18 protein-coding genes and 1 pseudogene are annotated in these 18,880 nt (G+C 71.3%); 7 read left to right on the forward strand and 12 right to left on the reverse strand.

Annotated elements, in window-relative coordinates; genetic code table 11:
- Positions 1–98: 98 nt before the first annotated feature.
- Positions 99–683, forward strand: a complete 585-nt coding sequence (locus ACGF4F_RS24860; protein ID WP_357436822.1) for a hypothetical protein — start codon at positions 99–101, stop codon at positions 681–683.
- Here ACGF4F_RS24860 and ACGF4F_RS24865 read toward each other — a convergent pair.
- A complete protein-coding gene (locus ACGF4F_RS24865) occupies positions 674–1,966 on the reverse strand; it encodes a hypothetical protein (protein WP_393080694.1) in 1,293 nt (430 codons plus the stop codon). The genes ACGF4F_RS24860 and ACGF4F_RS24865 overlap by 10 nt on opposite strands.
- Positions 1,967–2,139: 173 nt before the next feature.
- On the opposite strand from ACGF4F_RS24865, the gene ACGF4F_RS24870 reads away from it, so the two are divergent.
- Positions 2,140–2,568: a VOC family protein gene (locus ACGF4F_RS24870; protein WP_393080697.1), complete on the forward strand. Its 429-nt coding sequence runs from the start codon at positions 2,140–2,142 to the stop codon at positions 2,566–2,568.
- Positions 2,569–2,572: 4 nt separating this feature from the next.
- Here ACGF4F_RS24870 and ACGF4F_RS24875 read toward each other — a convergent pair whose 3' ends face one another.
- On the reverse strand, positions 2,573–3,733 hold the full coding sequence (locus ACGF4F_RS24875; protein WP_357437170.1) for a hypothetical protein: 1,161 nt from the start codon (positions 3,731–3,733) through the stop codon (positions 2,573–2,575).
- Between the two features lie 240 nt (positions 3,734–3,973).
- On the opposite strand from ACGF4F_RS24875, the gene ACGF4F_RS24880 reads away from it, so the two are divergent.
- The gene (locus ACGF4F_RS24880; RefSeq protein WP_357436816.1) at positions 3,974–5,515 is read left to right on the forward strand and encodes a gluconokinase; all 1,542 of its coding nucleotides are present in this window, start codon (positions 3,974–3,976) and stop codon (positions 5,513–5,515) included.
- 379 nt (positions 5,516–5,894) lie between these two features.
- Here the strand turns inward: ACGF4F_RS24880 and ACGF4F_RS24885 are convergent, their stop codons facing one another.
- From ACGF4F_RS24885 to ACGF4F_RS24915, 7 genes are all read right to left on the reverse strand, one after another.
- A complete protein-coding gene (locus ACGF4F_RS24885; protein ID WP_393080701.1) occupies positions 5,895–6,179 on the reverse strand; it encodes a putative quinol monooxygenase in 285 nt (94 codons plus the stop codon).
- Positions 6,180–6,230: 51 nt separating this feature from the next.
- Positions 6,231–6,989 (reverse strand): MerR family transcriptional regulator, encoded by a 759-nt coding sequence (locus tag ACGF4F_RS24890; protein ID WP_357436810.1) that lies wholly within the window; start codon positions 6,987–6,989, stop codon positions 6,231–6,233.
- Between the two features lie 145 nt (positions 6,990–7,134).
- Positions 7,135–7,773 (reverse strand): hypothetical protein, encoded by a 639-nt coding sequence (locus ACGF4F_RS24895; protein WP_357436808.1) that lies wholly within the window; start codon positions 7,771–7,773, stop codon positions 7,135–7,137.
- 123 nt (positions 7,774–7,896) lie between these two features.
- The gene (locus tag ACGF4F_RS24900; protein WP_357436806.1) at positions 7,897–8,403 is read right to left on the reverse strand and encodes a hypothetical protein; all 507 of its coding nucleotides are present in this window, start codon (positions 8,401–8,403) and stop codon (positions 7,897–7,899) included.
- A gap of 63 nt (positions 8,404–8,466) precedes the next feature.
- Positions 8,467–10,746: an EAL domain-containing protein gene (locus tag ACGF4F_RS24905; RefSeq protein ID WP_357436803.1), complete on the reverse strand. Its 2,280-nt coding sequence runs from the start codon at positions 10,744–10,746 to the stop codon at positions 8,467–8,469.
- 146 nt (positions 10,747–10,892) lie between these two features.
- The gene (locus ACGF4F_RS24910) at positions 10,893–11,021 is read right to left on the reverse strand and encodes a hypothetical protein (protein WP_357436801.1); all 129 of its coding nucleotides are present in this window, start codon (positions 11,019–11,021) and stop codon (positions 10,893–10,895) included.
- 506 nt (positions 11,022–11,527) lie between these two features.
- Positions 11,528–11,905 (reverse strand): DoxX family protein, encoded by a 378-nt coding sequence (locus ACGF4F_RS24915; RefSeq protein ID WP_357436795.1) that lies wholly within the window; start codon positions 11,903–11,905, stop codon positions 11,528–11,530.
- Positions 11,906–12,427: 522 nt separating this feature from the next.
- Here ACGF4F_RS24915 and sigJ point away from each other — a divergent pair.
- A complete protein-coding gene (gene sigJ / locus ACGF4F_RS24920; protein ID WP_357436792.1) occupies positions 12,428–13,363 on the forward strand; it encodes an RNA polymerase sigma factor SigJ in 936 nt (311 codons plus the stop codon).
- A gap of 384 nt (positions 13,364–13,747) precedes the next feature.
- On the opposite strand, the pseudogene ACGF4F_RS24925 reads toward sigJ, so the two are convergent.
- Positions 13,748–13,822: pseudogene (locus ACGF4F_RS24925) on the reverse strand (DNA-binding response regulator); the annotation flags it as partial.
- An 85-nt stretch (positions 13,823–13,907) separates the two neighbouring features.
- Between ACGF4F_RS24925 and ACGF4F_RS24930 the strand changes: the two are divergent.
- Positions 13,908–14,828, forward strand: a complete 921-nt coding sequence (locus tag ACGF4F_RS24930; protein ID WP_357436790.1) for a TIGR03621 family F420-dependent LLM class oxidoreductase — start codon at positions 13,908–13,910, stop codon at positions 14,826–14,828.
- A gap of 2 nt (positions 14,829–14,830) precedes the next feature.
- Here ACGF4F_RS24930 and ACGF4F_RS24935 read toward each other — a convergent pair whose 3' ends face one another.
- Positions 14,831–15,367, reverse strand: a complete 537-nt coding sequence (locus ACGF4F_RS24935) for a hypothetical protein (protein ID WP_357436787.1) — start codon at positions 15,365–15,367, stop codon at positions 14,831–14,833.
- 411 nt (positions 15,368–15,778) lie between these two features.
- Between ACGF4F_RS24935 and ACGF4F_RS24940 the strand changes: the two genes are divergently transcribed.
- On the forward strand, positions 15,779–16,237 hold the full coding sequence (locus ACGF4F_RS24940) for a DUF6220 domain-containing protein (RefSeq protein WP_357436784.1): 459 nt from the start codon (positions 15,779–15,781) through the stop codon (positions 16,235–16,237).
- Complete coding sequence (locus ACGF4F_RS24945; protein ID WP_357436781.1) at positions 16,234–18,117, forward strand: multicopper oxidase family protein; 1,884 nt, start codon at positions 16,234–16,236, stop codon at positions 18,115–18,117. Before ACGF4F_RS24940 ends, ACGF4F_RS24945 begins: the two co-directional genes overlap by 4 nt.
- Before the next feature lie 123 nt (positions 18,118–18,240).
- On the opposite strand, the gene ACGF4F_RS24950 is transcribed toward ACGF4F_RS24945, so the two are convergent.
- Positions 18,241–18,879, reverse strand: coding sequence for a class I SAM-dependent methyltransferase (locus ACGF4F_RS24950; RefSeq protein WP_393080710.1), 639 nt, complete (start codon positions 18,877–18,879; stop codon positions 18,241–18,243).
- Between the last annotated feature and the right edge of the window lies 1 nt (position 18,880).

Raw genomic sequence — 18,880 nt, forward strand, 5'->3', positions numbered from 1 at the left:
GCGACCGGTTAACCCGGAGACCGACCCGGGGCCGGTTCCGGGGCGGATACGGGTCCGACCCCGATGTCCCCGACCCAGGCCCCTGACACGCTGGGGCAATGACGACGACCAATTCCCGGGTCTCCTCGTACCCCTGGTTGCGGCCGGTGGCGGTGGCCGCGCCGCTGCTGCTGCTCGGCTACGGCATCCTGCGCCTGGTCGACGGCTTGGACGGGCACCGCGACAAGTCGGCATGGCCGTGGATGGCCGGGCACACCCTGTTCCTGCTGGGCATCGTCGCGTTCGGGGCGGTGATCGTCGGGCTGCACGGGCGGCTGCGTACCGCCTCGTCCCGGCTGCGGACGGTGGACGACGTGGCCGCGCTGGCCGGCCTGGTCGGTGCGGCCGGCTTCGTGTGGGTGATCCTCGGCGACCTGTTCCCGCGCTTCGCCGACGCGGTGGCCACGCCGGAGGTGGTGCTGCTCGGCGGGCCGGCGCTGTTCGAGCTGGGCCTGCTGGTGCTGCTGGTCCGGGCCGCCGTGCTGCGGCTGCTGCCGGCCTCGGGACCGGTGCTGGTGCTGGCCGGCTTCGTCGCGATCGCGGTTAACCTGGACCTGCTGCCGGTCGGTGCCGCGCTGGTCTTCGGTGGGCTGTTGCCGCTCGGGAAGCCCGCCGTCCGGTCCGGGCGCAGTGGTCAGGCGTAGACGGGGCGGCGAGTGCCGTCGTGGCCCGAGCACGGCCCTCGCTGCATGCCGGTCCTACTGATCAACCCGTCCTCGCACTGCACCAGGTAGCCCTTGCCGGACCAGAGGTTCTCGACACAGTCGAACCAGGCGCACACGTCCGGGGCGGGATCGTAGATGTAGGAGCCGCCGCAGTAGTTGTAGCCATATGGGTTGGCCGGCGCGCCGCAGCGGTCCACCTCGGTCGGGCTGGGCGAGGTGGACGGCGCCGGCGGGGAGCTGGTGGTCCCGGTGGGCTGCGGTGAGGCTGGGACGGGTGACGGGTCGGCGGTCGGGGTCGCAGTCGCGGAGGTGGCCGCGGTGGTGACGGGTGCGGCACCTGGGAGCCGATCGGGCGTCGTGCCGGTGGTGCGGGGAGCGGCGGAGCGGGCCGGTGTGCCGAGACCGGTGGACGGGGACGGGAGACTCGGGTCGGTCGGGTCCACTCGGGCTCCCCGGTCCAGGTCCATCCCGATCACCGGTCGGTCCGGCATGGATCCGTGGACCACGCTCACGACCGCGGCGATGGCCAGCGCCACCGCTACGGCGGCGACCAGCGTCGGCCGGACGAGCCGGGCGGTCAGCGGGGCATCGGCGGGCGTGGCCGGCGATGGGATCGGTGGCCGGTCATGCCAGTGCGCCATCACCGCGTCGTCGAGCCGGTCCAGCAGCGCCGCTCGCGCCCCCGTCGCGTCGGCGTACGCGACGGTGAGGAGCAGTCGGAAGGCGGACGCGGCGGCCCGGGGCACCCGTACCCCCCGGATCCTGCCCGGGCCGTACGGGTGCAGCAGGGTGAACGGCTCCCCGGGGTGGTGCGCCACACCGGCGAGCCGCGCGTACGGCCACTCCTGCTGCTCGTCGCGGCCCACGACGATCAGCCGCCGGTCGGTCACCACCGCCATGCCGGCGTCGACCACCCTGGCGCACCTCGACCGCCGGCGCGACCGCCGGGTGTCCTCGACGGGCACGACTGCCAGCTCTGGGGTAGGTAGATCCGGGGTGTGCCGCGCCGTCGCCTCGACGATTTCCGCCGCGGGCTGCACCGCCAGCACGACCTCGTCGTCGTCGAGGCGCACGGGCAGCCCCGCCGGCGTTTCCGCCGGCCGGACGGGCTCCTCGGCCGCGCGGTAGAGCTGGCGCAGTTCCTCGTCGCGCCGGCGCCAGGCCTGCAGCGCGGCGTCGTATGCCGTGCGTCGCCGCTCGTTCTCCCGGCCGACCCACCGGGGCCGCCAGCCGTGGGCGGCCTCGTCCCCGCTCACCGTCACCGGATCGCCTCTCATCGTGAAGGGCTTCCGTGTCCACCCGATACAACCGCGCGTGTCCGTGATGGACACGCTCAGACATCGAGGGGTTTCGGCTCGTTCCGGATGGCCGATCGGTGGATGCGACATCGAACCAGGTGCCACCCCGCCGGCGGCAGCGACGGTACGGTCCGGGAATGGAGCAACGCGTCAACATCGTCACCCTCGGCGTGGCCGACCTGGCCCGGGCCCGCACGTTCTACGAACGGCTCGGCTGGCGCGGCCAGGAGGTGCAGGAGACCGTCTTCTTCCAGGCCGGCGCGCTGGTGGTGGTGCTGTGGGGGCGCGACAAGCTGGCCGAGGACGCGGGGCTGACCGACCGGGGCGCGGACGGCTTCGGCGGGCTGGGTCTGGCGCAGAACGTGCGCAGCCGCGCGGAGGTCGACGAGATCCTGCACCAGGCAGCCGAGGCGGGGGCGACGGTCACCCGCCCGGCTCGGGAGACGTTCTACGGAGGGTACGCGGGCTACTTCACCGACGCCGACGGCCACGCGTGGGAGATCGCCTGGAATCCGGGGTTCGCACTCGGCCCGGACGGTTCGCTGACCGTGCCCGACTTCGGCTGAGCGGTCAGCTCCAGACGGTCCGGCGGAAGCCCAGATGGCCGGCGCACGCGTTCCGCTGCCCGCCGGACAGGCTGACCGTGCCGTCGCGGCACTGCACCAGCCAGCCCGTTCCGGACCAGAAACGGGGGACACAGTCGAACCAGTCGCAGACGCCCCGGGCCGGCTTGCGGATCCGGGAGCCGCCGCAGAAGTCGTACCCGAAGGGGTTGACCGGGGCGCCGCAGCGCCGCTCGGCCGGCTTCGGCACCCGCGACGGTGTCGGTGTGGGTTTGGTGCGGCTGTGGCGGGGTTCCGGCGCGGCGGTCGGCGAGATCCGCACCGCGGGTGCGATCACCGGGGGCATGGGTGTGGGTGTGGGGGTGGCCGCCGAGGTGGCCGCGGAGGCCATCTCCGTGCCGGCACGTCCCGGCGGGTTGGACCTGAACAGCATCGCCGGCACGATCAGCGCGACGGCCACGCCGACCGCGACGGCACGCGGGCCGACCAGCGCGGCGATCCGGGCCTGCCCGGGCGTGGCGATGGCGGGCCGGACCGGCCGGGCCGCCGCATGTTCTCCGATCAGTTCGTCGAGTTGGGCGACAACGGCGGCCCGCTGCTCGATCGCGTCGGCGAAGGCCAGGGTCAGCTTGAACCGGAAGTCGGGCACCGCGCCGGTGGGCAGCATCAGGCCGGAGGTGCGCCGCCGGTCCAGGACCTGGATCAGCGTCACCGGCGCGCCCGGATCGTGGGACAGCCCCGTCATCCTCCCGTACGCCCAGTCGCGCCGGCCGCGCCCGCCGAGCAGCACCAGCCGTCGGTTGGTCAGCACGGCGAGCCCGGCGTCGACGGCCCGGACCCCCTCGGGGCGGCGGGGACGCAGCTCGGGCGGGTCGGGCTCGACGGTCAGCTCGGGGGCCGGCAGCACGGCGGTGTGCCGTACCTCGACCAGTTGCGCGGCCGGCAGCGTCCAGAAGACCACCTCACCGGGGGCCAGCTCCATGGGCAGACCGGTGCCCGCGTCGGCGGAGCCGTGGAAGGACGCGGCGAGGCTACGCAGCCGGCGCAACTCCTCGTCGCGCCGTCGCCACGCCTCGTCGGCCGCGTGAAAGAGCCGCAGCCGCCGTTCGTTCTGCCGGTGCGCCCACCGGTACCGCCACGTGGAACCCGTCGAATTAGTCATCGCCACGCCGACTCCTCCGCCGCGCGAGCCCACCGGGGTGTCACTCATGTCAACTGCCGCAGAGGGGCATCAAGACACGCGCAAGTTGCAAATCCAGCCGATCGGGTGATTGACCAGCACGTTAGGCCGAAGCTCCACCGTCGGCTCCCCCCGGTCTCGGCTGCCCCGCTTCGCCCTACGAGGGGATCGCACCGTCGGTAACGTCAGCCGCAACGGGCCGTGAGGCGACGGCGAGGAGGTGAACCGGTGGGCGAACCGACCGTCGTGGTGGCCGTGGACATCGGCACCACCAGCACCAAGGCGGTCGCCTACGACACCGGCGGACGGCAACTCGTCGCCCACTCCCACAGCTACCACCTCAACGAGCCGCACCCCGGCTACGCCGAGCAGGACCCACAGGTGATCTTCGACGCGGTGGTGCAGTCGATCCGGGCCGTGGTCGCCGAACTGCCCGGACCGGTCGCCGGGCTGTCCTTCAGCAGCGCGATGCACAGCCTGATCGGGCTGGACCCCGACGGCACCCCGCTCACCCCGTCGATCACCTGGGCCGACTCCCGAGCCAGCAGCCAGGCCGAACGGCTACGCGCCGTACCCTCCGGCCTGACCATCCACCGGCGCACCGGCACACCGATCCACCCGATGGCACCGCTGCCGAAGCTGGTCTGGTTCGCCGAGCAGGAACCGAAACTGTTCGAACAGGTCGCACACTGGGTCGGCATCAAGGACTTCGTGCTGCGGTGGCTGGCCGAGGCACTGGTCACCGACCACTCGCTCGCCTCCGCCACCGGCCTGATGGACATCCAACAGCTGGCCTGGGACGCCGAAGCGCTCGGCATCGCCGGCATCACCGAGGAGCAACTCCCCCAACTCGTACCGACCACCCACGTGCTGCCCGGACTGACCGCCGAGGCGGCCGCCGCCACCGGCCTGCCCGCCGACACCCCGATCGTGGTGGGCGCCGGCGACGGACCACTGGCCAACCTGGGCCTCGGCGCGGTCCACCCCGGCGAGGTGGCCTGCTCCATCGGCACCAGCGGCGCCATGCGGGTGATGGTCGAACGCCCCGGCGTCGACCCCCTCGGCGGCGTCTTCTGCTACGCCCTCACCGAGAACCGCTGGGTGGTCGGCGGCGCCATCAACAACGGCGGCATCGTCCTGCAGTGGGCCGGCGAAGCACTCGCCCCCGAACTCGGCGAACACGCCGAGGAAAAACTGCTGGAACTGGCCGCCCAGGCACCGGTCGGCTCCGGCGGGCTGATCATGCTGCCGTACCTGCTCAGCGAACGCGCACCGCACTGGAGCGCGGTGCCCCGCGGCACGTACGTCGGGCTCACCCACGGCCACCGGCGCGAACACCTCGTCCGAGCCGCGCTGGAAGGGGTCTGCCAGCAACTCGCCCTGGTCCTCACCTCGGTCCGGGCCGCCGGCAACGAGGTACGCGAGGTCCGCGCCAGCGGCGGCTTCGCCCGCAGCCCGCTGTGGCGGCAGATCCTCGCCGACGCCCTCGGCATGCCGGTACGCTTCCCCGCCGGCCACCAGGGATCCAGCTTCGGCGCCGCGCTGCTCGGCATGCAGGCACTCGGCCTCATCGAATCGATCGACGTCGCCGCCGACCTGGTCAAGATCCAAGAAACCGTACACCCCGAACCGACCGCCGCCGCCACCTACGCCACCCTCCTGCCGCTCTTCTCCGAGCTGTACGACGCGCTGGTGCCGACATTCTCGTCGCTGCGGCGACTGGCCCCGAGCCTGCCACCGGAACCACCACCCGCCGCACTTCCAAGCTGAGCCGGGGCACGGACGACTACCGAAGGCCGTGATAGCCGTGGTCGCGCTGCTCGCCGCACCGGCACCACTCACGAACGCCGAATCCTGGCGGCGCTGGGATCACGTGTGGCCTCCCTGACCACGAGCTGTCGCAGAAAGGCAAGTTCGCGTCGCACCGTCGAGACGTAGCCGGCGACCCAGTCACCTCCCGCGCCGCACTCCACCGTCAATGCCATCAGCGACCAGACCACCCGGTAGAGGGACAGGATCCGTTCGTCCGGCGGAAACGGCCCGCCGTAGCCCCGTAGGAGGAGCAGCGACTAGTAGTTGCTTTCCCGTGCCAGCCCGCCGGGCGAAGGCTCGCCGGCACTACGTCACCGCCGTGCCGTGCGCGCCCGGCTCAGGGCGCCTCGACCCCCGCGATGCGGAACTTGTGCACCTCGGCGCCCCGGATCGCCGCCACCTGCTCCTCGGCCGGGCCGGACCCCCGGAAGGCGAGCAGTTGCTCGTCGGACTCCCACCGCTCGTACACGTTGATCCGGCCCGGCTCGACGAGGTCGGCGCTGACCGCGAAGTCGATGCAGCCGGGCGCCGAGCGGGCCGCCTGGACGGCCGCCACGCAGGAGGCCAGGTAGGCGTCCCGCTCGGCGGGATCGACGTAGAGGGTTCCGGCGACGATGATCAACAGGACCTCCCGTGGGTGAGCCGTCCGGCCCATCCTGGCACCCGGGCCGGGTCAGGCCCGGTTGATCGCATTCGCGTGAATGGCCTCGTTCAGGTACGCGGCCATTCCCGGCCGGATCTTCTCGAAGTACGCGGTGAACCGCGGGTCGCTGACGTACATGTCCGCCAGCCCGGTGTGGATTTCGTAGGTGCAGTCGTAGAACCAGCGGGTGATGAGCTGCCGGTGTTCCTCGGCCAGCGCCATCGCCTCCGGGCTGTCGGCCGGGGCACCCGAGGCCATGAGGTCTGCGAGCCGCCGCCCCCAGTCCGCGTTCTCGGCCTTGTTCCGCAGCCAGTCCTCCTTCGCGTACCGGCTGACCCGCTCGCTCGACTGCCGGTACGCTTCCGTGCCGCCCCAGCGCCGCTCCGTCTCCTCGGCGTGCGCGTCCGGGTCGAAGTCCCCGAAGACCTCGAACCGCTCCTCCGGCGTCAGCTGGATCCTCAATGCTCTCGCCTCCATCGCGAGCTCGATCGCCGCGACCATCTCCCGCAGTTTCCCGATCCGCCCGGTGAGCAGCTCGTGCTGCCGGCGCAGGTGCGGCAGCGGGTCTCCGCCCGGGTCGTCGAGGATCTCGGCGATCTCCTCCAACGGGAACCCCAGCTCGCGGTAGGCCCGGATGACCTGCAACCGCTCCAGGTCCGCCTCTGAGTAGCGGCGGTAGCCGGCCGGGGTGCGCCCGCTCGGCGACAGCAGCCCGATCTCGTCGTAGTGGTGCAGCGTACGGACCGTGACCCGGGCCGCCCGCGCCACCTGACCCACCGTGTAAGCCATGGTTCCCTCCCTTCCACGGCCAAGGCTCCCGCCTACCGTTACGTGAGGGTCAAGCCAGATTCTGCGTCCCACCTCACCCCAGCGTGCCGGAAAAGCTGATCACCCCCGGCCTCATCAGGGAGACCGGGGGCGATCACGTCGGGGATCAGGCGGTGACGGGCTCCTTGGCCCGCTGCGGCGCGGCGAACGTCTCGCTGGCCGGAGTGCGGAACGCGTGCACCAGGCCGGCGATCGACAGCAGCAGGAGCAGCGCCGCACCCAGGTACATGGCCAGGGCGCCCTGCTCGGCCTTGCGGCCGAACTCGCTGAACCCGTACGAGGTCAGCAGCATGCCGCGCAGGCTCTCCCCCTTGAAGACGGTCTCCCGCTGGGCGGTGACCTCGGCGAGCTGCTTCTGCAGGTCGGCCAGGTTGGCGGCGTTGGTCTGCTCGGCCTGGGTCACCTGCTGCTTCAGCGCGGCCTCCGGCTTGCCCAGGTCCGCGTATGTCTGGCCGCCGGAAATCGACTTGAGGTGCAGGCCGATGAACTCGTTGGCGTAGCACTCGGCCTGCTTGCCGGTGGTGAGCTGCTGGCCGGCGTACTCGCGCAGGCAGTCCGACTTCTTCTCCTCGCCGGTCAGCTGATCGGCCGGCTTAAAGCTGATGTGCTGCGCGGCGAGCTGGTCGTGCACGTAGGTGTTGGCAAACTTGGCGTTCGTCGTCAGGACGATGCCCACGACGAGCAGCAGGACCGCGAGGCCCAGCCCGCCGATGCTGAACAGCAGATCCAAGGTCCGGCGCTTCATGACCGCTCCTGTGTGGCTGGTGACGGCTTCTCGATGTCCGTCTCATCGTCACCGCCGGCCCAGCCTCTGAAGCAGGGCCGAACCCCCTGTTCCACCCGGGACCTTCGACCTACCGTCAGCGGGTCAACATTCCTCGGCGCCTCGCCGGGCGAACTCCTCAAGGGTGAGTTCATGCAGGGACTCGGCCTTGTCCTGGTAGTCGGTGACCAGGACCGAACCGGGCTTCAGCCCCGCCAGGTCGGCGAGTCGGAAGCCCACCCGCTGCGAGGTGAAGGAGCTGTCGTCGGCGACGGCGTACATCGCGAAGTCGACCACGCCAACCGGAAGCTTTGCCGGCGGGAAGCCGGTCAGCGGCACCGTCGCCGGGGAGGTCGCCTCGTCCGGTACGCGGTATTCGCGCCCGGGCCAGTCCCACTCGGTGTGCCGAGGGTGCCGGTCGTCGGCCGTGGCGTCGAAGAGCAGCACGACGTCGGGCGGGCGCGCGGCGCACCAGGCCACCATCGCCACCGGCTGCCCGGACTCGTCCACGCTGATCCCGGTGGCCGCCTTGATTTCGGGGGTGCAGGCCGTCAGAGCGGGAACGGTGAGCAGCGCGGCGGCGGACGCGGCGACGGCGCGGCGGATGGCCATGGGGTCCACTGTCCCGGCACCGGGTCAACGTCCCCACCCGGGGCTGTAACGGGTCGGTGACGATCAGCGGGTGGCGTCGATCGGGGTGAGCATGGTGCGCAGCTCGGCCAGGGTGGCCGGCCGCCCGTACCGCCAGCCCTGGCCGTGCAGGCAGCCGATCGCGGTCACCGCCGCGTGCTGGGTGCCGGTCTCGACCCCCTCGGCCACCACGGCCAGGTCGAACGCGTCGGCCAGCCGGTTGACCATCTCGACGGTGGCGTACGCCCGGGTGTCCTCGGCATCCAGTCGGGACACGAAGGACCGGTCGATCTTCAGCTCGGTGGCCGGGATCCGGTGCAGGTAGCTGAGCGAGGAGTAGCCGGTGCCGAAGTCGTCGATGGCGATGCGGATGCCGAGGTCGCGGAGCTGACGCAGCCGCTCCAGCACGGTCTCGCTGCCCTCGATGAGCGCCGATTCGGTCAGTTCGAGGGTGAGCGCGCGGGGCGGCAGGCCGGCTCCGGCGGTGGCGGCGGCGACCGTGGCGATCAGGTCGGGGTGGCGCAGGTGGGCGGCGGCGATGTTGACCGCCACGGTGACCTCGGGCGCTTCTTCCCGCCAGGTCGCGGCGGCCCGGCACGCCTGGTGGATCACCCACCGGTCGATCGCCAGGATCAGCCCGGTCTCCTCGGCCAGCGGCAGGAACTTCGCCGGTGGGAGCACCCCGAGCCGGGGGTGCCGCCAGCGGACCAGCGCCTCGGCGCTGCGGACCGTCCCGGTGGCCAGGTCGACGATCGGCTGGAACTCCATGAGCAGTTGCCCCTCGTCGACCGCGCGGCGCAGGTCGGCGATCAGCTCGGCCCGGGTCACCGCCGACTCGCGCAGTTCCGGCGTGCAGGTCCGGTACGCGGACTTGCCGGCCGCTTTCGCCGCGTACATGGCGATGTCGGCGTCGCGGAGCAGGTCGGTGTGGGAGGTGTGCTGCGGGCCGTACTCGGCGATGCCGATGCTGGCCGACGGGTGCACGCCGAGGTCCTCCTCGCCGGGCAGCGGCTCGAGGGCGGCGAGCAGCCGCTCGGCGAGCCGCTCGGGCGACACCGGCCGGTCCCGGTCGACCAGCACCGCGAACTCGTCGCCGCCGAGCCGGGCGATCATCCCGTCGGCGCCGACGGCGTCGCGCATCCGGTCCGCGATGGTGGTCAGCAGCCGGTCCCCGGCGGCGTGCCCGAAGCGGTCGTTGACCTGCTTGAACCCGTCCAGGTCGAGGAGCAGCACGGCGACCGGGCCGCCGTCGCGCAGGGCCCGGCGCAGCCGCCGGGTGAAGGTCAGCCGGTTGGGCAGGCCGGTGAGCTGGTCGGAGTACGCGAGCCGGCGCAGCCAGCCGACCAGCCGCAGATTTTCGTTGGCGGCCAGCCCCTGCCGCAGCGCCAGCACCCCGAGCAGCGCCATCATGGCCACGAAGATCAGGTGTGGGCTCTGCCCGGTGGGCCGCCGGCCGAGCACCACGGCGACGATCGCCCCACCCACCGGCAGGTACGGCAGGGCGACCCGCCACCACGGGGGCAGCGGCGACTCGGTGCCGTCGTCGTCGCCGTCGTCGCCGGCCGGCGGGGGGCACCGGGTGGCGGCGCCGATCAGCAGGTAGCTCAGCGGCCAGCAGAGGTCGATCACGTGGCCGGGGGCGTAGGTGCCGTGTGCGACGAGGGAGACGTAGACGGTGTCGGCGATGGCCCGGGCGGCGAGGCTGACGCCGATCAGTGTGTGCGCCCGCCACATCGGACGGGCCGGGCCGGCGACCGCCACCAGGATGGTGAGCTGCATCAGGTCGAACATCGGGTAGAGCAGCCCGAAGGTGCGCAGCGGGTCGGCCAGGTCGGCGGCGGCGATGTCGCGGAAGACCACCAGCCAGGCGATCGGGATGAGGGCCAGCCCGACGATCACCCCGTCCAGCAGGGTGCGGGCCTGCCCGACGAGGCTGCGTGGGGCGGCCAGCGAGCAGAGCAGCGCGGCGGTGCCGGTGACGATGCCGGCGGTGAAGAGCCCGCCGACGAGCGCGGTGTGCGGCAGGTCCTGCCCGGCGAGCCGTTCGACCGTCCACACGATCCGGCCGGTCGCGGCGAGGGCCATGGTGACGGCCAGCAGCGTCCAGAATCGTTGCAGCGGCTCGGGGTGTCGCCGGGCCACCCCGGCGCAGGCCACCGCCGCCCAGCTCGCCACCGCGATCGCGCCGAGGTCGCTGGCCAGGGCCGCGCCGGGCAGCCCGGCCACCAGCCAGAGGGCTTCGGTGAGTACGACGAACGCGGCCGCGACGAGCCCGACGCGGCCGGAGATCGAGGGACGGGCCACGCCCGGGGCGGCGAGGCTCATGGCCTGCTGAGGTACAACGACTGCGCTCCGGCTCTCTGTGCGCGCACCCTCGACGTTGAGGACCGGTTGCGGACGGCGAACGCCGCCAGCCTAACTACCGCTCGGTACCGCCGCCAGAGCCGATCGGCGTCGGTCACCATGCTGGATCAGGTCGGTGACGGCGTGTCGTGGCGGCGGTAGAGGGCAACCAGGACCCCGTAGCGGGCCTGGTCCGGGGCGGCTTCCTCGGTGTCGCCGACGAGGTCGTCGAGGATGGCCCGCCAATAGACGACCAAGACGAGCGGGACACTCCAGCCACTGGCCTTCGCCTCGCCGGGCACACATCGCCGACATTTCAGCCGAACAATCGATCGACTCCAGTACCGGCCCGCGCTAACGTCGTGCCGTCCCTCCGGCGTTATCGAGGTGATCGGCGCACCATGGCGGACATCCTTATCAGATCCGGATGAGCGTCTTGCGACGGGCGCCGCCGTGGCGGCAACTGGTGCCGTCGGCGCCGGCCACGCACGGAGAGGCAGACTTGCCCACGAACGTGCCCGAGCTCAGCATCACATCGAACGGGTTCACCGAGGTGACGGCCGCCTCGACGACGACCTGTCCGCCGGCCTTTCCGCGCCCTCGGCGACGGCCCGTGCCAGGGCGTGCACGGTGCATGTGGAGCTGTAGGAAATGATTGCGGCGGCGTTTACGGGTTCCATGATCGGCTTGCTTCCTTTCCGGTTCTTTCCGGTGGTGCGGGCGGATGCCGCCGGAGTCGGGTGCAGCCGAACGCCGCGCTGGGTCAACCGGTGAAGGACAGGGGGCCGAAGCGGCCCCACGCCACGAAGACGGCCAGGGCGAGCAGCACCAGGGTCAGCACCGCTCCCTGAGCCTCGCGACGGCGGACGTGCGCGATGAACGCGCCGACCATCAGCACCACCAAACCGACGGCCGCCAGCGGCACCAGAACCGGCGTGATGTCGAGCACGGCGGGCAGGGTCAGGCCCACTGCAGCCAGAACCTCGAGGGCGCCGATGGCCTTGATGCCGCCGGCGCTGAAGTCCTCGACCCATCCCCAGCTGGAGGGCAGCTTCTCCTTCGGCTGGATCAGCTTCACCGCGCCGCTGGCCAGGAAAGCCACGGCCAGCATTCCCGCAATGATCCACAGAGCGATGTTCATAAAGGGTGCTCCTTAGGTTTTGAGCGACTTCGGCTCGATGTCGCAGGTGGCGATCAGCGATCCCACAGCGGATGGCCAGTCGGGGACGAGGGGGGAAACTGATCTGGTGAGCCAGCCTGGTGGTGCCCACGGTGTCCCGACGGGGCGACGGGGTGCCGTGCGATCGCACGGAGCTGGAGCGGCATGCCTTCGGCGCGGGCGAATAGATTGCTCTCGACGACGTCCGCCTCAGCGGCAGCGCGTACGACGGCACCAGGCGGCTGTTGGAGGGTGCTGCAGGAAGCGTGCACGCTGGCGGTGCAGTCGGTGCCGCCAGGAGTGGTCGGGTGCCGGCCAGGCGCGATCGCTGGGCGGATGAGCCGCTCATGATGTCGCTTAACTTCCTGTTCACTGGATGGTGTTCGTCTCAGCAGTACGACGACACAGCCCCTCGGAATGTGAGGCGACGCGCCCACCTCACAGTTCGGTGTGCTGTCTCGTCGAACTGATGAGGGAAATGCGACAAGGGGAGTAGCCGAGACCATGACCACGCGGTCCGAGCCAGAACCCGGTCGTTCCGATCCGAGCCTGAGCGCGATCACGGGCGAGCGGCGTCAGCTGATCAATCTGGCGTACCGGCTGCTGGGCTCCCTCGCCGAGGCCGAGGACGCGGTACAGGAGACCTACGTCCGCTGGTACGCCCTGTCCCGGCAACAGCAGAACGCCATCGAATTCCCCGGCGCCTGGCTGACGACCGTCGCCAGCCGGATCTGCCTCGACCTGCTCGGCTCGGCACGGGCCCGGCGAGAGCGCTACGTGGGCCAATGGATCCCCGAGCCGCTGCCCGAACGCAACGAGTGGGCCAACGGGCGGCCGGGCGACACCACGGCCGACCCGGCCGACCGGGTCACTCTCGACGAGTCAATCAACATGGCCTTCCTCGTTGTACTCGAGTCGATGACCCCGGCCGAACGCGTCGTGTTCATCCTGCATGATGTCTTCCGCTATCCCTTCGCCGAAGTAGCCGACATCGTCGGCCGCACCCCGGCGGCATGCCGCCAGCTGGCTTCCTCGGCCCGCCGTCGCATTCACGCGTCGCAGGCTCCTGCGACTACGACAGCCCGGCGGGCCGGCATTGTCAGAGACTTCAAGCAGGCATGGGAAGCCAAGGACATCGACGCCCTCATCGGCCTGCTCGACCCCGACGCCACGGCGACGGGCGACGGCGGCGGCCTCGTCAGCGCCCTGCTCAACCCGGTCGAAGGCGGCGAGAAGGTCGCGCACTTCTTCGTCGGCCTCGCCGACAGGGCAACCACCATGACATTGCTGGAGCGTACGGTCAACGGCCAGTGCGGTCTGGTCGCTCAGCAAGATGGCGTCACCGTGGCGGTGTTCGCATTCGACGTCACAGGCGACCGGATCAGGCACATCTGGGCGGTACTGAACCCCGAGAAGCTCCGGCCTTGGACGACGGGCTGACGCGGGTATGTAGCGTGGGAGGCTGGCGCGGTGGCGCTGGTTGGCGGTAGCTCCTGGGGCCTTCGCGGGCGTGACTACGTGCCGACGCAGATCAGCGACGAGGACTGCACCTGCGGAGGACCGGATCTGGCGTCACAACGGCCGGTGTCCCGACGTGGTCGTTCCGCAAGGGGGTCACGCCCTAGCAGACTTGATTGTCGGCACCCGCAACCACTGCGTACACCGCTGCGGCCGCTCAACCATGGCTCGGCCGGATCGTAGGTGCTCGATCTGCGCCTTGAGCTGCCGCTGACCGCGGATCGGTCGACCCGCGCCGGCGCGTACGACAGTCTCGGTATTGCCTGTCTCCTGTCCGGGCAAATGGCCTGCTAGGAGCATCGGCACCCCGAGTTTGACCATGGCCCGGCTGACGTGGGTACGGGCGGTCGCCGGGCTGATCACCAGACGCGCGGCAACCTCCTCGCCCGTCACCGTTTCTACGCAGGCGGGCGTAGGTGATTGGTCGCTTCTCGGAGGATGCCGGCGCGGCTGACACACCACAGCATTGCTGAAACAGCCGAAAACCGCGCCACCGCAAGGAGTATCCGTCATGTCCGATCGTCTGTTCCGCTTCGGCGTCGTCGCCGGCTTCGCACCGACCGCGCAGGCGTGGGCGGCGATGGCCCGCCGTGCCGAGAGTCTCGGGTACGCCACCTTTTTGATCCCCGACACCCAGGCGACGCTCTCCCCGTTTCCGGCGCTTGCGGCGGCGGCGACCGCGACGAGTTCACTGCGGGTCGGCACGTACGTCCTGAGCGCGCCCAACCGGACGCCCGCTGCGGTGGCCTGGGAGTCGGCCAGCCTTGACCTGCTCTCTGGCGGCCGCTTCGAGCTGGGCCTTGGTGCGGGGCGACCCGCCGCACAGCACGACGCTGCTCGGCTGGGTGTGCGGTTCGGCACCCCGGGGGAGCGGGTACAGCGCCTCGCCGACACCATCCGCGCGGTAGAGGAGCTGTGCGGCCGACCGAGCGACGGCGGACCCGTGCGGCCGGTTCAGCAGCCGCATCCGCCGATCCTGGTCGCCGGGCACGGGACGCAGGTGCTGCGACTGGCCGCTCAGCAGGCGGACATCGTCGCGCTGGGTTTACCGCCACAGACCTCAGAGGAGCAGCTTGCGGCGAAGGTCGACGAGCTGTCCGACCTTGCCGGAGCCCGCTTCGACGACGTCGAGCTGGCCCTCAACGTGGCGGCGGTCGCTGGCGAGCTTGAGGACCTGCCCGGCAACGGCTGGCTCGCCCGTCAGGTCGGCGGTGATCCTCGCGTTATGGCAGTGCTCGGCGGGACGGCCTTTCTCGTCGGTAAGCCCGCGCAGGTCGCCGACACCCTGCGTCGACGTCGGGACACGCTCGGGATCTCCTACATCACCGTGAGCGCGATGTTCCTCGAACAGCTCGCGCCGTTGGTGGAACAGCTCGCCGGTACCTGACCTCACTGCCCGGCGCGGGGAGGGACGCTGCGAATCCGGCCCCACGGCTTGAACACGGCCAACACCAAAGCAACGAGCAGGGCGGCCGGTGAGACGATCGGTGGATAGATCATGTTGCCCACCGAAGTTGTTGCGAGATGCCCGGCCGCAAGTTGCCGGCCCAGCTCGTTCAACCCCGACAGGCCCGGCCGCAATGCCAGCGGAACGAGCCCGGTGAGCAGAACGTTCAACGCCAGCTTCGTGGCGACCCACCAGTACCGCACCAGGCCGTACTTGCTGCCGAGTCCGAGCACGACTCCGCTGGCGAGGCAGATGGTGCCCGCGGTGAACAGCGGCCAGACCGCGAAGAGCTGGAGCGCCTGGTAACACAGGGCCCGGGTACCGGTGTCGTGTTTGAACACCGCCGTGAAGATGACCACAGCCATCGCGACGTCGACACCGAGCCACGCACCGGCGGATGCGATGTGGACCACCAAGACGCCTTTGCGGGTTCGCGCGCCCAGCCTGGGCAGCCGCGCGTCGTCTCGTGAAACGCTCATCGTGAGGAACCAGCATTCTGATCGACGGATGGCTGCATGCTGTGGTTCGCCATCTCGTGGTAACCGTCCATGACCGCCCAAATTTTGCGGGCGATGCGGCGTCCGGTCGTCCGCTCGCGAGCTGAATCCGGTGTACGTCAGCCTACGTAGTCGCGGCGGCCCGCCTACCCGGCCATGCGTAGCCCGTCCGGGGCCGAAGTCCCGGGCCGCTCCACCAAACACGTACCGCAGCCACGGCCTCACGACCTGATCGGAAACCAACCTTCGGCGTCGCCGCCGGGCGTATGTCCCCGCGGTGACGTAATCGATCTGACGTATCCGCCAATACGTTCGAAGGCGGACGTGCGTCCCGCCGAGGGCTGCCTACCGTGGGGTCGACCGGAACTACGACCAGGACAAAGGGAGTGCGTCATGCGCAAGGTGTACGTCGGGCTCAGCGCTCTGTTGCTGCTCGCCGTCCTCGCTCAGTTCTACTTCGCCGCGGTGGGCGCCTTCGCCAGACCGCAGCACGATGACTCGTTCGCCCTGCACGACGCCACCGGCATGATGGTCATCCCGTTGCTGTCGCTGCTGGCGACCATCGCCGCCGCGGTGGCCCGGGCACCGGGCAAGGTGGTCGGATTGACGATCCTGCCGCTCGGCCTGGTGCTCGTCCAGGTTCTGATCGTCACCCTCGGCCGTGCGGTCAGCGGCGGCGAGGACACCACCACGCCGGCGGGGTTGGCCATCCTCGGCCTGCACGCGATCAACGGGCTGGCCATCATGGCCGTCGCGGGCGTCGTGTTCCGTCGGGCCCGGCTGCTGGCCGCCGCCGCACGGACAATTGAACCGGCCGGCGCGGCCCGATCTGCCGCTGCACCGTCGGCGTGACCACCGCGCTTCTGCTCGTACTGGACCTGGTGGCCGGTGCGGTGGTCGCGGCCGCGTGGCTGGGTGCGGGCGTGACGGCCGCGGCCCGCCGGCCGCGCCCGGCGCTGGCCCTGTGCGTGGTGGCGGTGCTGGCCACGCTCGTCCGGGTCGGCCTGGTGGCCACTCTCGCCGGTAGCGGCTGGTGGTTCGTGCAGGAGAAAGTGACGCTGGCCCTGCCACTGCTCGGCGCCGCCGCAGTGACCGCCGCGGTGCTGGCCGGCCCGCACCTGATACGGGCGGCCGGCCGTCGCCGCCAGGAGGATCCGGCCGGGCACCCCACCACCGTCGTCGTCCCGCTGTTGACGGCCGGGTACGCCGCGGCCGCCGGCCTGCTCGTCACGGTATTAATCGGTTACCCGGCGACCTGGAGCGTCGCGCTGGTCACGGTGGCCCTGGTCGGTGCCGCGGCGCTGGTGACCTGGCGGGTGGCGGCACCAGGGGGACCGTTACCGGGCATGCGCGCGGGCGTGGCGGCGACGCTCGCGGTCGGGCTGGTCGGAGTGGGACTGGCAGTGCGGCCCGGTGACGCCGACGGCGCTGCGACCGGCGGCCACCACCACGGGCACGCGGTTACCCTGGCCATGCTGCGCGGCCCCGCTGCGCCGCCCGTTGACGGCACGGTGCGTCGATTCACGCTGACCGCCCAAACCGCCACCGTCACCCTGTCGTCTGGTCGCAAGGTCGCCGCCTGGACCTTCAATGGGCAAATCCCCGGGCCACCGATCACCGCGACCGAGGGCGACCTCATCGAGGTCAGGCTCGGCAACGTGGACATCCGCGCTGGGGTGACCCTGCACTGGCACGGCTACGACGTGCCCGCTGGTGAGGACGGGGTACCCGGCCTGACCCAGGATCCGGTGCTGCCAGGACAGGAGTTCGTGTACCGCTTCGTCGCCAACCAGGCCGGCACCTACTGGTACCACACCCACGAGGTCTCCGACCGGGGCGTCAGGATGGGGCTGTACGGGACGCTCGTCGTGACCCCGCGCGAGGCGCCGGCTCCGGGACTGGACATGACCGTGCCCGTGCACACCTTCGCCGGCACCACCGTCCTCGGCAGCCACGACCGGCCCATGGAACATCGCGTGGCGCCCGGCACGCCGGTACGGCTGCGGCTGGTCAACACCGACAACACCCCGCACCGGTTCACCCTGGCCGGCACCCCGTACCGGGTGGTCGCCGCCGACGGCAGTGAGCTGAACGGGCCCGGTGACCTGACTCGGGTCGGGCTGCGGCTGCCCGCAGGCGGCCGCTACGACCTGGCGTACCGGGCGCCGGACCATCCGGTGGCGCTGCTGGTCGACAACGACCGCGCCGGCGGCCTGCGGCTGGCGCCGGAGCCCGACGGCGGACCGGCGGTGGCCGACGACACCGCCGGCTGGCCCGAACTCGACCTGACCCGGTACGGCGCCCCCGCCGCCACCCCGTTTGACGGGCACAGCCGCTTTGACCGGCATTTCACCCTGGTACTCGACCGGGGGTTCGCGCTGTCCGGCGCCCGGCCGCAGTACGCGTACACCGTCAACGGCCACGCGTTCCCGTCCATCCCGACCGAGGTCGTCCGCCAAGGGGACCTCGTCCGGCTGACCGTCGTCAACCGAAGTCGCGACACCCATCCCTGGCACCTGCATGGCCACCGGGTCCTCGTGCTGGCCCGCGACGGCCGTGCGCCAACTGGTAGTGCACTGTGGCTGGACACGTTCGACGTACGCCCGGGCGAGGTCTGGGATGTGGCATTCCACGCCACCAACCCTGGCATCTGGATGAACCACTGCCACAACCTCAGCCATGCTGACCAGGGCATGATGCTGCATCTGGCGTACGAAGGAGTCAAACCGTAGTGCCGGTGGGCCTGCGGGCGCATCGCGGACGGCGTCAGCGTCTCGCATCGCCAGTCGTAGCAGCCGCTGCATCGCCTACAGTTCATGCAGGCCCGCGCGTTCCGCCAGACACAGCAGCTCCTGCTATGGACGGCGACGGGCCAGCACGTACAGCCGCCGGGTCTCCACCTCGTGCGGGTAACTCGCCCGCTCCAGACGCGCCTCGATCGTGAACCCGGCGTCCTGCAGGGCACCGAGCAGCGTCTCCGCGGTGAGGAAGTGGAAGTCGACGTCCACCCGGTGCCCCCACCACTCGTCCAGGTGCCGCACCTCGCTGCCCAGGTGCACCGCGACCAGCAGCGGCGCACCCGGCCGCAGCACCCGACGGGCCTCGGCGAGAGCCGGCCGCAGCTCGTCGGGGGCGAGGTGGATGACCGAGTACAGGGCCACCGCCGCGCCGAACTCGCCGTCCGCGGCGGGCAGCCGCAGCAGGTCACCCACACGGAACTCCACCCCCGGATACGCGCGGCGTGCCTGCGCCACCATGCCCGGCGACAGGTCGATGCCCACCGCCGGCACGCCCCGCCCGGCCAGCCAGTGCGTCACATGCCCCGGCCCGCAGCCGAGGTCCGCCACCGGCGCCCCCGGCCCGGCCAGCTCGACCAGGGCGGCCAGCAACGCCCGGTCCAGGGGCTTGCCCGCCAACTCCTCGGCCAGCCGCTGCCGGTACTCGGCCGCGACCGTGTCGTAGCTGCGCCGCACCCGGTCGTGATCGCCGCTCATC

It is taken from the genome of Micromonospora sp. NPDC047740, assembly GCF_043204735.1.
GTDB lineage: Bacteria > Actinomycetota > Actinomycetes > Mycobacteriales > Micromonosporaceae > Micromonospora.

What these genes read in the sequence shown, in the direction of transcription:
- ACGF4F_RS24870 (WP_393080697.1), top strand. Translation starts at nt 2,140, where the DNA reads ATGGAGCAACGCGTCAACATCGTCACCCTCGGCGTGGCCGACCTGGCC.
- ACGF4F_RS24935 (WP_357436787.1), bottom strand. Translation starts at nt 15,367, where the DNA reads ATGAGCGTTTCACGAGACGACGCGCGGCTGCCCAGGCTGGGCGCGCGA.
- ACGF4F_RS24890 (WP_357436810.1), bottom strand. Translation starts at nt 6,989, where the DNA reads ATGGCTTACACGGTGGGTCAGGTGGCGCGGGCGGCCCGGGTCACGGTC.
- ACGF4F_RS24950 (WP_393080710.1), bottom strand. Translation starts at nt 18,879, where the DNA reads ATGAGCGGCGATCACGACCGGGTGCGGCGCAGCTACGACACGGTCGCG.
- ACGF4F_RS24900 (WP_357436806.1), bottom strand. Translation starts at nt 8,403, where the DNA reads ATGGCCATCCGCCGCGCCGTCGCCGCGTCCGCCGCCGCGCTGCTCACC.
- ACGF4F_RS24895 (WP_357436808.1), bottom strand. Translation starts at nt 7,773, where the DNA reads ATGAAGCGCCGGACCTTGGATCTGCTGTTCAGCATCGGCGGGCTGGGC.
- ACGF4F_RS24915 (WP_357436795.1), bottom strand. Translation starts at nt 11,905, where the DNA reads ATGAACATCGCTCTGTGGATCATTGCGGGAATGCTGGCCGTGGCTTTC.
- ACGF4F_RS24940 (WP_357436784.1), top strand. Translation starts at nt 15,779, where the DNA reads ATGCGCAAGGTGTACGTCGGGCTCAGCGCTCTGTTGCTGCTCGCCGTC.
- sigJ (WP_357436792.1), top strand. Translation starts at nt 12,428, where the DNA reads ATGACCACGCGGTCCGAGCCAGAACCCGGTCGTTCCGATCCGAGCCTG.
- ACGF4F_RS24905 (WP_357436803.1), bottom strand. Translation starts at nt 10,746, where the DNA reads ATGAGCCTCGCCGCCCCGGGCGTGGCCCGTCCCTCGATCTCCGGCCGC.
- ACGF4F_RS24860 (WP_357436822.1), top strand. Translation starts at nt 99, where the DNA reads ATGACGACGACCAATTCCCGGGTCTCCTCGTACCCCTGGTTGCGGCCG.